Annotated in this window: 13 protein-coding genes; 7 read left to right on the top strand and 6 right to left on the bottom strand. The window is 42.6% G+C overall.

Annotated elements, in window-relative coordinates; translation table 11 throughout:
- Positions 1-42 precede the first annotated feature (42 nt).
- Entirely contained in the window at positions 43-2,157 is a 2,115-nt protein-coding gene (locus NYE63_RS06070) for a penicillin-binding protein 2 (protein WP_342604481.1), read from the top strand.
- Between the two features lie 53 nt (positions 2,158-2,210).
- Here NYE63_RS06070 and NYE63_RS06065 read toward each other — a convergent pair whose 3' ends face one another.
- Together NYE63_RS06065 and glpK are read right to left on the bottom strand one after the other, a co-directional pair.
- A complete protein-coding gene (locus tag NYE63_RS06065; protein ID WP_342604480.1) occupies positions 2,211-2,678 on the bottom strand; it encodes a CBS domain-containing protein in 468 nt (155 codons plus the stop codon).
- Positions 2,679-2,746: 68 nt separating this feature from the next.
- The gene (gene glpK / locus NYE63_RS06060) at positions 2,747-4,237 is read right to left on the bottom strand and encodes a glycerol kinase GlpK (RefSeq protein WP_342604479.1); all 1,491 of its coding nucleotides are present in this window, start codon (positions 4,235-4,237) and stop codon (positions 2,747-2,749) included.
- A 192-nt stretch (positions 4,238-4,429) separates the two neighbouring features.
- Here glpK and NYE63_RS06055 point away from each other — a divergent pair, with 192 nt between their 5' ends.
- Both NYE63_RS06055 and NYE63_RS06050 read left to right on the top strand, forming a co-directional pair.
- Positions 4,430-5,221, top strand: coding sequence for a TIGR00266 family protein (locus NYE63_RS06055; protein ID WP_144477736.1), 792 nt, complete (start codon positions 4,430-4,432; stop codon positions 5,219-5,221).
- An 88-nt stretch (positions 5,222-5,309) separates the two neighbouring features.
- On the top strand, positions 5,310-5,516 hold the full coding sequence (locus NYE63_RS06050; RefSeq protein ID WP_305162802.1) for a hypothetical protein: 207 nt from the start codon (positions 5,310-5,312) through the stop codon (positions 5,514-5,516).
- Between the two features lie 2 nt (positions 5,517-5,518).
- Here NYE63_RS06050 and NYE63_RS06045 read toward each other — a convergent pair whose 3' ends face one another.
- A complete protein-coding gene (locus NYE63_RS06045) occupies positions 5,519-6,268 on the bottom strand; it encodes a glucose 1-dehydrogenase (RefSeq protein WP_342604478.1) in 750 nt (249 codons plus the stop codon).
- A 246-nt stretch (positions 6,269-6,514) separates the two neighbouring features.
- Between NYE63_RS06045 and NYE63_RS06040 the strand changes: the two genes are divergently transcribed.
- Together NYE63_RS06040 and NYE63_RS06035 are read left to right on the top strand one after the other, a co-directional pair.
- The gene (locus tag NYE63_RS06040) at positions 6,515-6,817 is read left to right on the top strand and encodes a hypothetical protein (protein WP_289317606.1); all 303 of its coding nucleotides are present in this window, start codon (positions 6,515-6,517) and stop codon (positions 6,815-6,817) included.
- Between the two features lie 15 nt (positions 6,818-6,832).
- Positions 6,833-8,503 (top strand): AarF/ABC1/UbiB kinase family protein, encoded by a 1,671-nt coding sequence (locus tag NYE63_RS06035; protein WP_342604477.1) that lies wholly within the window; start codon positions 6,833-6,835, stop codon positions 8,501-8,503.
- 278 nt (positions 8,504-8,781) lie between these two features.
- Here the strand turns inward: NYE63_RS06035 and NYE63_RS06030 are convergent, their stop codons facing one another.
- Positions 8,782-9,714 (bottom strand): catalase family peroxidase, encoded by a 933-nt coding sequence (locus NYE63_RS06030; protein ID WP_342604476.1) that lies wholly within the window; start codon positions 9,712-9,714, stop codon positions 8,782-8,784.
- Positions 9,715-10,122: 408 nt separating this feature from the next.
- Positions 10,123-10,551 carry an Lrp/AsnC family transcriptional regulator gene (locus tag NYE63_RS06025; RefSeq protein ID WP_342604475.1) on the bottom strand — a complete coding sequence of 143 codons (429 nt, stop codon included), beginning with the start codon at positions 10,549-10,551 and terminating at the stop codon, positions 10,123-10,125.
- A 118-nt stretch (positions 10,552-10,669) separates the two neighbouring features.
- Between NYE63_RS06025 and NYE63_RS06020 the strand changes: the two genes are divergently transcribed.
- Positions 10,670-11,065 carry a carboxymuconolactone decarboxylase family protein gene (locus tag NYE63_RS06020; RefSeq protein ID WP_207439707.1) on the top strand — a complete coding sequence of 132 codons (396 nt, stop codon included), beginning with the start codon at positions 10,670-10,672 and terminating at the stop codon, positions 11,063-11,065.
- A 117-nt stretch (positions 11,066-11,182) separates the two neighbouring features.
- On the opposite strand, the gene NYE63_RS06015 is transcribed toward NYE63_RS06020, so the two are convergent.
- Positions 11,183-11,650: an Lrp/AsnC family transcriptional regulator gene (locus NYE63_RS06015; RefSeq protein ID WP_063232317.1), complete on the bottom strand. Its 468-nt coding sequence runs from the start codon at positions 11,648-11,650 to the stop codon at positions 11,183-11,185.
- 172 nt (positions 11,651-11,822) lie between these two features.
- Here NYE63_RS06015 and hisC point away from each other — a divergent pair, with 172 nt between their 5' ends.
- The gene (hisC, locus tag NYE63_RS06010; protein ID WP_342604474.1) at positions 11,823-12,935 is read left to right on the top strand and encodes a histidinol-phosphate transaminase; all 1,113 of its coding nucleotides are present in this window, start codon (positions 11,823-11,825) and stop codon (positions 12,933-12,935) included.
- Positions 12,936-12,983: the final 48 nt, after the last annotated feature.

The raw sequence follows: 12,983 nt of genomic DNA, 5'->3' as shown, positions 1-12,983 counted from the left end.
AATTTTCTTATTTTTTACTTTTACTAGAAAGGAATGTTAATGATGGCCAAAGAAAAAAAGAAAAAAACCCCAATTCCTTTCCGACTGAACTTTTTGTTCTTTTTAATATTCATTTTATTTTCAAGCTTAATAATCCGGCTTGGCATCGTACAGATCGTGTATGGGGATGATTACCTCCGCGAAGTCGACCGAACGGAAAACGATGTGGCCAATACCCCCGTTCCCCGTGGTAAGATGTATGACCGCAACTTGAATCCGGTCGTTGATAATGAGCCACGTAATGCCATCACTTATACGAAATACCCGAATACAAAAACGGCAGATATGGTGAAGACGGCAGAGGTCCTTGCTACCTTGATAGAAAAAGAAACTAAAAAGGTAACCCTGCCAGATAAAAAGGACTTTTGGATTTTAAAACATCCGAAAGAAGCCGATGCCTTGATTACCAAGGCTGAGAAGAAGAAAGTAATCGAAAAAAAACTAGAGCAAAAAGATTTATACAAACTTCAAATGGAACGGGTAACCGATGAAAATATCAAGGAATTCTCCAAGGATGAATTGGAAGTGATCGCCATCTTCCGGGAATTCAATAGTGGCTATGCCCTCGCACCGTCGATCGTGAAGAATAAAGATGTCACCACTAAGGAATTCGCCAGGGTTAGTGAACATTTGGATGAAATGCCAGGCGTGGACGTAACGACGGATTGGGAAAGGACCTATAAGTATGATGAGACCCTCCGCTCGGTTCTTGGCAAGGTCTCTTCTTCCGAAGAAGGCATTCCCAGTGAAAATATTGACTATTATCTGGCACGTGACTATACCAGGAATGACCGGGTCGGAAAAAGTTATATCGAAAAACAATATGAAGATGTCCTGCGCGGTCAAAAGACGCGGATTGAAAATGTGCTGAGCAAAGGGGAGGTCATCAATACGAATACCCTCACTGAAGGGCAAAGCGGAAAAGACTTGATCCTTACAATTGATATGGAGCTGCAGCAACAGGTTGAAAAAATCATTGAGAGAGAATTGTACAGAACTAAGGCTAGGGGAAATACCTACTTATTGGATCGTGCCTTCGTCGTTTTAATGGACCCGAATACAGGCGAGGTGCTTACGATGGCTGGCAGGCAATACGGCCGCAACAGTGAAACCGGATTGACCGAAATGAAAGATTTCGCCCTTGGAAACATTACGACCTCCTATACGATGGGGTCATCTGTTAAAGGGGCAACGGTCTACACGGGCTTTCAGACTGGGGCCATCGCACCAGGGTCAGCTTTTTTTGACAGGAAACTCCTTTTAGCAGGGGCTCCTGAGAAAGGATCTTATAGTGATTTGGGTTATGTAACCGATGTCTCCGCGTTAAAGAAATCGTCGAATGTCTATATGTTCATGACGGCAATCAAAATTGCCGGCGGTCATTATATCCCTCACCGGCCGTTAGGAATCAACCGGGAAGCTTATGCCATCATGCGGAATCATTATGCCCAATTCGGCTTGGGTGTCCGCACAGGCATCGACCTGCCTAATGAATCCGTAGGGTTTAAAGGCGTCGACATGTCTACAGATGGATTGCTGCTGGATTTATCGATTGGCCAGTATGATACATATACTCCAATGCAATTGGCACAGTACGTTTCGACGATTGCAAATGGCGGAAAAAGGCTTGAGCCACATATGGTCAAGGAAATCAGGAATCCATCAAACGAACATAATGAATTGGGCAGCGTCTTTAAAACAATGAGTCCCAAAGTGTTAAATGATTTGGGCGGGAAAGACGTTTGGATTCAGCGTGTCCAGGAAGGATTCAGGCAGGTTGCCCAGGAGCCAGGCGGGACGGCATATAAATATTTCGGGGGTAAGTCCTACCATGCGGCAGCGAAAACGGGTACTGCAGAGGCCTTTTACGACGGACCGCGGAGGAATCAATATAGCGCGCCAGTGCCGACTATCAATCTGACACTTGTAGGTTATGCACCTCACAATAATCCGGAAGTGGCATTCTCTGTCGTCGTGCCATGGGTGTATCAAGGCAAGCCCTCTGATGATATTAACAAACGTATCGGGCGGGACGTAATGGACGCCTACTTTAAATTGAAGGAAAAAAGAGCAAAAGGTGAATCTGATGCAGATAAGGCAGCAGAAAGCACTCAATGATAATTACAAAAAAGGCCTGCTCGATTACGAGCAGACCTTTTTTGATGCTCCATTTATTCCAGCTTTTGAACGAATTCCTTATATAGAGCCCTAAGTGCATCTCCCCTGCTGATGATGCCAACGACTTTATCATTTTTGTCCACGACGGGGATTTTCTTGAAATGATGCTTGGAAAGGACCTTTATCAATTCATCTAACGGATCATCGGGGGAAAGCTTTGTTATCCTTTTATTTTTAATGATTTGTGAGACTTTATCATGCATTTTGGATGTAACCTTTTCATCCAATTCCTCACCGGGAAGAACCGTAATGTATGTGAAATACCCCATGATGGCTTCCTCTGCAGGTTTCAAGTAACGAAGGATATCCCCGTCCGTCACCATTCCCAATAGCTTATCATGTTCATCCACAACGGGGACCCCGCCCACTTTATTTTCGATTAAGATTCGAAGAATTTCCTTTAATGTAAAATCAGGACGGGCTACGTAGACTTCCCTTATCATGAAATCCTTGACTAACATATTACCACCCCTTTTTTTAGTTTGGACGTCTGTTATTCATCTCTCCCCTATTAATACCCTTACTTATTCTATTTAAAAACCCTTGCCGCCTGAACTGCCTTTTTCCAGCCAGTATATAAATCCTTCCGTTCCTGTTCTTCCATCTCAGGTTCGAATTTCTTATCGACTGCCCATAGTTTTGAAATCTCTTCCTGACTTTCCCAATATCCGACAGCGAGTCCAGCCAAATACGCTGCGCCTAACGCTGTCGTTTCACTAATAACCGGTCTTTCGACTGGTACATTCAGAAGGCCGCTTTGAAATTCCATCAAGAAGTTGTTTTTGACAACCCCGCCATCGACCCTCAATGCCTTTAGGTTAATCCCTGAATCGACTTCCATGGCGCTAAGGACATCTTTTGTCTGGTAGGCCAACGCTTCCAATGTTGCCCGGACGAAATGCTCCTTCGAGGTCCCCCTTGTCAGTCCGAATACAGCTCCCCTGACATCACTATCCCAATAAGGGGTACCTAATCCAACGAATGCGGGGACTACATAGACTCCATCGGCTGAAGTGACCCGCAAAGCATACTTTTCACTGTCTTTCGGATCATGCAAGAGTTTCAGCCCATCCCTTAACCATTGTATGGCCGAACCTGCGACAAAAATACTGCCTTCCAAAGCATATTCGACTTTTCCATTCAGCCCCCATGCAATCGTGGTCAACAGGCCATGCTCTGATTTTACTGCCTTTTCTCCTGTATTCATCAGCATAAAGCATCCGGTGCCATACGTATTCTTGGCCATTCCTTTTTCAAAGCATTCTTGGCCGAACAAAGCTGCCTGTTGATCTCCAGCAGCTCCGGCAATCGGGATTTCGTGTCCAAAGAAATGGTGTGGCGCTGTTTTCCCGTATATCTCTGATGAAGAGCGAACATCCGGGAGCATCGATTGAGGCACTTGCAGGATTTCCAGCAGCTCTTCGTCCCACTTCAGGTCATGAATGTTATACATCAGCGTCCTTGAAGCATTCGAATAATCGGTTACATGTGCTTTACCACCCGAAAGTTTCCATATCAGCCACGTATCGATCGTACCAAACAATAAGTCTCCGTTTTCAGCCTTTTCCCGTGCCCCATCTACATTGTCGAGAATCCATTTCACCTTTGTGCCGGAAAAATAAGCATCAATCAACAAACCGGTTTTCTGCAAAAACAATTCATCGAGACCCTCATCCTTCAATTGCGCGCAGATTTCGCTTGTCTGCCGGGATTGCCAAACGATGGCATGATGGATCGGCTGACCTGTTTCCTTTTCCCATACCACGGTCGTCTCCCGTTGATTCGTGATGCCAATTCCAGCAATCTGTTCCGGTTTTACATTCATTTCCGATAGACAGGAAGCTATTACCGATAAAATGGAACCCCAAATTTCATTGGCATTGTGCTCCACCCATCCAGGATTCGGGAAATATTGGGTGAATTCCTTTTGGGCAATATGTAAAACTTCCCCGCTTTTATTAAATAAAATCGCCCGGGAACTTGTCGTTCCCTGGTCCAATGATAATATGTAAGTTTCCATGGTTGTCTCCTCCTACACTTAAGAAAAGGTTCATTTCCGCTTAAGTGTCATGCTGTTTTTTCTTTCTTCATTTTACAAGATATACCCCTGAAAACAAAAAATATATAAATTACGGCTGAAAAATTGAAAAATATTGGCAGGTTAAGAGTTTATCTTTTACAATGAAAATAAGTTCGATAGGAGGAATGGAAATTGAATAATCATGAAATAGATTTTAAGTTATATGGAGATGACATGCAGTTTGTTGAAGTGGAATTGGACCCTCAGGAAACGGTGATTGCCGAAGCTGGAAGTTTAATGATGATGGAAGATCAAATCAAGATGGAAACCATCTTTGGTGATGGGTCTTCAAATGGTGACAGCGGAATGATGGGTAAGCTATTCGGTGCCGGGAAACGGCTTCTTACAGGTGAGAGTCTTTTCATGACGGCTTTTACGAATGAAGGGCGAGATAAAAAACACGTTTCATTCGCCTCGCCTTATCCAGGTAAAATCATTCCGATGGATTTAAGCGAGCTCGGCGGGAAAATCATTTGTCAAAAAGATGCCTTCCTGGCTGCAGCAAAAGGCGTTTCGGTCGGAATAGAGTTTCAGAGAAAAATAGGGGCAGGCTTCTTTGGCGGCGAAGGCTTCATCATGCAAAAACTTGAAGGAGATGGAATGACCTTCGTTCATGCCGGCGGCACGATCCATAAAAAAGAATTGGCAGCAGGAGAAGTCTTACGCGTTGATACAGGATGTTTAGTGGCAATGACTAGCGGGGTAGATTATAATATTGAAACTGTAAAAGGCGTGAAAACCGCTTTATTCGGAGGCGAAGGTTTATTCTTTGCAACATTAAAGGGACCCGGAACCGTTTGGGTGCAATCTTTGCCATTCAGCCGGCTTGCCAGCCGTGTATTTGCTGCAGCGCCGCAAAATGGAGGATCATCCGAAGAAGGCAGCGTAGCTAGAGGCTTATTCAATTTATTCAACGATAAATAAGAAACGGACCAATGGCTGCCATCATGGCAGTCATTGATCTCTTTTGAAAAGGATGGGTAGCTACATGCAGCTTGTTAAGTGGTCCTACATGAGACGCTATAATATCAGGGCAATTTTTGATCAATTCCCGAATTCGCCTGTTATTTTCCGAAAAATAAGAGATTACTATTTTGTTTATACCATTCACTGGACAGCCGCCGATGCACCTATCGGCATAAAAGAGCTTGAAGAAATGGAACAGCTGCTCAACCGTGAGCTCGGAACTGAACTGCAATATCTTTATCGAAAAAAATGAAGTTACTCCTCGTATATCATTTTTCTTGTCATGCCTCCATCGACGATAAGATCCGCACCCGTAACGAAATCATTTTCCGTTGCCGTCAAATAAAGACAGGCCCTTGCAATATCTTCCGGTTTGCCAACCCGATTGGAAAAATGCTGTTGATGATCTTTATCCCTCAGCGATTCATAATCACCCGTTTCAATCCACCCCGGAGAAATCGAATTGACCGTAATTTTCTCGTTGCCTAAAGAAGCAGCAAGTGCATGTGTCAGTGCTCTGATCCCTCCCTTTGTCGCTGCATAGGATTCTGAATCCGGCTCAGACATTATCGCTCTAGTTGATGCTAAATTGATGATTGCACCTCCCGTTTCATTTTTCCGCATCGATGCAGCAGCGGCCCTGGAACAAAGGAAAACACTGCGCAAATTCGTATTCATCATATCATCCCATTCCTCAATCGTCAGATCATAAAGCGATTTGAATAATGCCTTTCCTGCATTATTAATTAATATATCAATGGTCTTATATGTTTTTAGAGTTACATCCATCAAATGTTGAATGTCAGATTCTTTACGAACATCCGTTTTAACGAACATGGCTTCATGACCATTACTTTTTAGCTCTTCCACATACAGAAGACCTTCCCGCTCGTCCAAATCTGCGAGAACGACTGAAGCGCCGTTTTCTGCATATCCTTTTGCCACGCCTCTCCCTATACCATTCGAAGCGCCTGTTACAATCACCGTTTTATTAGTGAAACCCATATTCCATCCCCACTTTCAGAGCTTACTTTTCCCTATCATAATATCCAATTCGCTTCACTTCAAACATTTCCTTGACTGATCAACAAATCCTTTTCCTTATCATCAATAATCAGCAGGACCCTTATATTTTTGTAGCTACCATAAATTGATGTATGATAGATAGTAACAACAAGATTGAACCAGGGTGAAAGGCATCCGCTATTATCTTTCTTACAGTGTGAAAATTTATATTGGAGGAATGTAAAAATGGACTTATTAAAAAATGTGTTTTCTTTAGGATTAGGTGCTGCCGCTGCAACAAAAGAGCAAATTGAAAAAGCAGTGGACTCTCTTGTGAAAAAAGGCGATATCAGCAAAGAAGACTCCAAAGTCCTTATTAAGCAATGGGTCGAAAAAGGGGAACAAGCCCAAAAGCAGCTGGATGATTCCGTCAAGGCCAAAGTCAATCAAGCGCTCAACGGCCTAAACTTGGCAACTAAAGAAGAAGTTCAGGAATTGGAGCGACGTATCGTAATTTTGGAGAAACAGAACCAAAACATACAATCGTGATCAGGAGGTACTTGAATGTTTCGCAAGCGACTGAAACACGCACATCGTTACCAAGAAATCATTAATGCCTTCTTGAAAAATGGTTTTGGTTACTTCATCTATCGCCTGGGATTATCCGAGAACAAAGCGGCATCGAAACTCCAACCCGATGAAAACCTGAACCTCCGCTCAATCGGAGAGCGGCTGCACACGATATTACAAAGCTTGGGACCTACATTCATTAAACTTGGTCAGATTGCCAGTACGAGGCGTGATTTCGTTCCGGACGAAATCGTCCGCGAACTTGAAAAGCTACAGGACCAGGTCACCCCCTTTCCATTTGATAGGGTTCGCAAAATTGTCGAAGCCGAATTGGGTGATTCTTTGGAAAACATTTTTCTTGAATTCCATGAAAAACCACTAGCAACCGCTTCGATTGGGCAGGTCCATACGGCACGGCTTCCTTCTCAGGAAGTTGTAGCAATCAAAGTGCAGCGGCCCGATATTCTGCCGACTGTGGAAACGGATTTGGAAATTCTCGACGATTTGGCAAGACTTATGGAAGCACGGATATCTTGGGCAAGACGCTACCAAATCAGAAAAATGATTGATGAATTCGCTAAATCACTCCGCGCAGAACTCGATTATAACTCCGAGGGTCGGAACGGGGAAAGAATAGCCAAGCAATTCATCGATGATCAAGGGTTTAAGGTACCAAAGATCCATTGGGAGTATTCCACAAAAAGGGTCCTGACTATGGATTTCATTCAAGGAATTAAGATCAATCATTATAAACAGCTTGATGATGAAGGGTATAATCGCCGGCAAATCGCGGAAAGATTAGCGAACTCCATGTTACAGCAAATATTGATCGATGGCTTTTACCACGGCGATCCCCACCCAGGCAATATCATCATTTTGCCTGGGAATGTCGTCGCACTCATGGATTTCGGAATGGTGGGACGTCTGGAGGAAGAAACGAAGTATCAGTTCGCCTCGCTTGTCATCAATCTGAAACGCGGAAGCACCAATGGATTGATCAAGACGCTTTCAGATATGGGCCTTCTGACTGACGAAATCGATATGGCACCATTAAGGGGGGATATCGATGAACTGCGAAATAAATACTATGATATCCCATTGAGTCAACTCAGCTTAGGCGGAGCAGTCAATGACCTGTTCACGGTTGCCAATCGGCACCAGGTCCAAATCCCTCCCGAATTCACGATGCTCGGCAAGGCACTGCTCACCATGGAGGCCATTGTCGAAGGGTTAGATCCGAATTTCAGCATTATGAAGGCAGCTGAGCCTTTTGGGGAAAGGCTTTTTAAGGAACGCTACAATCCAAAAAACATTGCGAAGAACGCCTGGAATCAATTCATCGAGTCTGCTGAAGCCATTGCCGAACTGCCCAAGGATATCAGGGAAGTGACAGGTATCATTAAAAAAGGGAAATTGCGGCTCGATATCAATATTCCCGAACTTCAAGTTTTTTTACATAAGCTTGACCAAATCTCGAACCGGCTGTCTTTCAGTATTATCCTGCTTGCATTCAGCATAATCATGGTCGGTCTCATTATCGGCTCTGCATTAGGCGGGGAAACCTTGATCCTATGGAAAATACCGGTTATCGAGATTGGATTTGTCGTTGCAACCCTGATGTTCTTACTTATGCTCTACACCATTTTTAGATCCGGAAAAATGTAAACTTTACGAATAAAGGGGTTCGGATTGGTCTCATCCCGAACCATGAATTTAAACAAGACTAGATTATCCTTAAAGTTTTTTTATTGTAACCCTCACTGGAATGAGGAAATTTGCGATCACTCCTGCCGAATAACTGGCTAGTCAAGACCCCGCTAGATGCTTGCAGCGAGGAGGCTTGGTGGACAGTCAGCGGAAAGGGAACGGATTTCCAAAAGCAAGTTTGCCTACAGTCTGAAGGGAAACCCCTTTAATAAGGAGTTTCCCTTTTTTGTTTTCATTCATTGGTTATTTATCCGACGTTCATATGAAACAGCATACGCACTATGGCGAAAATGCAAGATTCGGTCTTCCGAGCACTCGATTCCTTCAGGTATATTGGTTGGATCAAACAATAAATGATCTTTAAACACTTCCGATTTTTTGGAGACCTTTAAATGCCCAATCGTGATTACCTGTTTATCTTCCGACCAAGCTGTGGTCGGATCGTCAGTCGGGTCATTTTCCCCTCCTATTTGTATGTTCAATTTAAAGCCCACCGGACCTTGCTTGAGCCTCTCTTCCATTTCTTCATCCAGATACTCTGGTGAATGCTTGGCTACCTCCTTTTTTTCTAGCATACTAAGGCCGGCATCAGGTACCCACTCATACTTAATGGCCTGCCGCCTTCCTTCCGCGTTAATGAAATAGAATGCATGAATGGAGTAATATTGACACGTTGAGAAACTGGCTGGAGAACGCATTTCTTTAAGCATTTGCAGGCTCGCCTTGCTTTCAGGGTATTTCCACAGGATTTTTGCAAGTTCTTTTAGATTGGGGAATCCATCTTTTGCAGATTTGACAAAGCCAGCAATATCAACAAACGCTTCTGGTGTTTTCGCAAAGAATAGCGGAATGGTCACAGTAATAAGATCTGACACCTCTCCATTCGGCAATTGAAACTTGACGGCCATTCCCTTTACAGGGGAAATGGCATCAGGATGGCTTGGAATCGGCGAGCTATTTGAAAACCGAATGATCACCGGTACGGCTTCATCCTGAAGATGCGAAGCCACCGTTAATGGGGACGCTTTTCCATTTGGGGTAAAAACACCCTCATAAACATATCCCCTTGCATGCGCACGCCGATAACCTAGATGTGTTCCAGCTACATTTTCAATCACATTAACTGCTTCTCTGGCTAGTTCAGGTTTAAAATCGTCAGTTCCCTCCATGATACCTCACCCCACCTTTTCAGATTCGAATCCATTATTACATGTACCCCTTATTCCATTAGCTTATTCAAGTTCTTACATGCATCCAGAAAGCATTGATCGCTAAAAAAACACCTGGAAATATCCAGGCGCTGCACAAATCATGTCATAAAAGTTTTTCTATATCACTTTCCATTTCGAAGGGAGCTTCGACCGACTCTAACGCTAAACGACATTTCCATCACGGTAATTTAGAAACGTTGTGAAATTCCGTTTTATTGCCAAAACTAAACTTTCTTTCATTCAACATCAACAGCAGTGCCATAAGCAATGATTTCACTAGTATGAAAGAGGTCTGACAAAAGGCAATAGAGAAGATGGTCGATGAAACCCCAAACACTATTATCCGAAAGCGATAAACATAAATACTCATTCCTGTTCCCGCTCTACCTGTGAAAGGATGACATGGGTAACAGTTGCCGCAAAAGGAATCGTCCGATTGATGAATTCCTCCACTTCTTCAAGGCTCTCACAGTGGATTTTCAGCATAAAGCAAGCCTGCCCGGCAATTCGGTAACAAAAGTCAACATTCGGCACCTTGGAGATATACTTTTTGAATTTCTCATATTCCCCATTTTTTATCGTTGCTTCCACGATACACTCAATAGGGAAACCGATCTTTTTATGATCAATCTCGGCAACAAACCCTTTAATGATCCCGAACGACTCCATTTGCCGTACCCGTTCGGCAACGGTTGGGGCGGAAAGGTTTACTTTTTTTGCCAATTCCCTCATGGAAATTCGGCTATTCATCGTTAATTCAGCAAGGATGCTCTGGTCTTTTTCATCTATTTTCACTTTACAATTATTCCCCTTCTTTTCATTACATTTATTCATTATTGAACCGAAATACTTTACAAACGGAATTAAAATTCCTCGATTTTTATATTAGGATTATCTCAAAGGGGAGATGTTCATGACAAGAGTAAAAAAATCATCGCAGGGATCCAGTCCATTTCAAAGATTATTTCATTCTGAAGATATTTCGCATAAATGGTCGGACCTGTCAGATTGCATATCTGCAGATGGAAAACTTTCAAAGAAGTTAAAGGAAAATGTCAGAAGGGTGCTGGCATACGGTAATGGCTGCTCATACTGTCAGGCAAAAGGGATACCACTAAAGCCGGAAGATATGAAAGAAAGCTATGCAATCGCATTTGCGGAAGTATTCCTCTTGCAACGTGAAAAAACGGAGGAAAAGTTTTTCCAAGTATTGAAGGAGGCATTCAGTGATGAAGAGATTTCTGAACTATTGGCATTCATTTGTTTTACAACGGCCCAGCAATATTTCGGGGCTTTGATGGATTTATAATAACACCAAAAAAGGAACAGGCACCCCGCCTCGTTCCTTTCTGTAAAAACCTAAATTCTAACCTTCATTATTTTGAACGGACCCCGAACCCATTTACGAGCATCAGTTGATCACCACCTAGGATTTCGCACCATGATCCTCCATTTCATTGATCCTTGGAAGAATGGAGCGGGAAGGTACCGGGGAAGTCAAAACCACGGATGTATTCAGATGTCCATAGGGTATTAATCGATCTATTAGTATTCTCATGCTGTCCATATCAGCCAGAGCGGCTTTTAAAAAATATCCAACTGTTCCTGTTACACGATGGCACTCGATAATATCTAAATCATTTTTCACCAATTGCTCAAAATCGGAAACAGGAACCTTAAGTTCACTAACCTGAATGAACACAAGTACACCCCGTCCTATTGCCAGAGGTGAAACCCTCGCACTGAACCCTTCAATGATCCCTTTTTCTTGCAGGCGATACATACGTTCAGAGATGCTTGGTCGACTGAGAGCCAATTTTTTCGATAGTTCACTAATCGTAATGCGTCCATCCATTTGTAAAAGTTCCAGTAAACTGACATCTATTTCATCCATGAAGCAACCGCCTTTCATAATGAAGGAATATAAGCTTATATTTCTTTAAAATGTTGTATGGATAGCGAAAAATACATTCTTTTTTGTATGTAATTTTAACAGTTAATATTCTATCATTAAAATAATCAAATAGAAAAAGAAAATTCAGAATTTATCAAGGGAGGAACCTGCATTGACCTTTACGAAAATCCCGGTTCGACAAAACATTGAAAGCATTAGCCCATATGTTTCCGGCAAGCCAATTGAAGAAGTGCAACGTGAACTTGGTCTTGAAACGATCGTTAAATTGGCATCCAATGAGAATCCATTCGGATGCTCAACTCTAGCAAAGGAAGCCATGCTTACCGAAATGGAGCAAACCTCCTTTTATCCTGAAGGTATGGCACCTGCATTAGCTGAAAAGCTGGCAAAGAAATTGAATATCAATAAAGATCAAATCATTTTAGGCAATGGATCTGATGAAGTGATACGTTTGTTAACAAGAACCTATATCCAACAAAATGATGAAGTCATCATGGCTGATGTGACATTTCCACGGTATGAAACGAATGTATTGATTGACGGTGGCACCCCTGTAAAGATACCTCTTATTAATGGTGTACATGACCTGCAGGGGATGTATGATGCCATAACAGAAAAAACAAGAATGATATTTGTCTGTAATCCCAATAATCCGACAGGAACGATCGTTCAAAAAGAAAAGTTACGCTCTTTTATCGAGAAGGTGCCGAAACATATTTTACTGATCGTTGATGAAGCATACTATGAATATGTCAATAATGCAGAATATTTAGAAACCTTATCACTTCTTGATATGCATTCAAATCTGGTTATCTTACGCACTTTTTCTAAGATTTATGGACTTGCTGCATTAAGGATTGGATACGGTTTAATGGATGCTTCCATCATACAAGAGCTAGTTAAAGTGAAGGAACCCTTCAATACCAATCGTTTAGCACAAGCTGCGGCATTCGCTTCCCTCGACGACCATCCATTTGTTGAGAACTGTGTTCGTAAGAATGGAGAAGGAAGAGGATATTTAGAAAACGAACTAAGCAAGATGGGTTTAACATTCTTCCCTTCACATGCCAACTTCTTAATGGTCAAACTGAACCAGCCTGGCAGGGATATTTTTGAGAAGTTATTAATTCAAGGTGTCATCATCCGTTCCGGTCATTTGCTAGGCTATGAAAATACTATCCGCGTGACCATCGGCACACCACTTGAAAATGAGAGGTTCATAACCTCCTTACAACATATAATCAATAAAACGTCAGGTACATGAACGATCGAAATGAAGTTCCAGTATATCGATGATTATTAATGAAAGATA

Origin of the sequence: Peribacillus sp. FSL E2-0159, from assembly GCF_038643155.1 — a bacterium.
GTDB lineage: Bacteria > Bacillota > Bacilli > Bacillales > DSM-1321 > Peribacillus > Peribacillus simplex.
Note: the sequence above shows the minus strand (reverse complement) of the source record. Positions and strands in the feature narration are given on the sequence as shown.